This is a genomic window from Rhizobium sullae, from assembly GCF_900169785.1.
Lineage (GTDB): Bacteria > Pseudomonadota > Alphaproteobacteria > Rhizobiales > Rhizobiaceae > Rhizobium > Rhizobium sullae.
Genome location: NZ_FWER01000202.1, coordinates 1 through 521, shown reverse-complemented (window position 1 = coordinate 521; position 521 = coordinate 1). Strand labels below are relative to the sequence as shown.

The 521-nt window shown below is 60.2% G+C and carries 1 pseudogene; it reads right to left on the bottom strand.

Annotated features, from left to right (window positions below):
• A pseudogene (locus BN1800_RS39765) lies at positions 1-521 on the bottom strand (heavy metal translocating P-type ATPase); the annotation flags it as partial.

The window sequence follows — 521 nt, the reverse complement described above, 5'->3', positions numbered from 1 at the left end:
AATGGCCGCCGCACCGTGGGTGAGTGTACCCGTCTTGTCCAGGATGGCGACGCGCACGCGGCTCAAAGCTTCCAGGATGCCGCCATCCTTCACGAGGCATCCGATGGCAGCGCAGCGGGAGATGCCCGACATGATGGCGACGGGAACGGCGAGGATCAGCGGACAGGGCGTGGCTATGACAAGAACCGCAAGGGCCCGGCGTGGATCATTGGAGAGGAACCAGGCCGCAAGAGCCAAAGACACACTCACGGCGAGAAATACCAACCCGTAGCGATCTGCAAGGCGAGCCATCGGCGCTCTGCTCTTTTGTGCGGCTTCGACAAGACGGATGATCGCGGCGTATGTGCTTTCGGATGCCGGACGAATTGCCCTGATATCAAAGACGCCCCCNGCTTCGACAAGACGGATGATCGCGGCGTATGTGCTTTCGGATGCCGGACGAATTGCCCTGATATCAAAGACGCCCCCGACCGAGGTGCTGCCACTTAGAACTTCGTCATCGATACCGTGTTTTCGTGGGA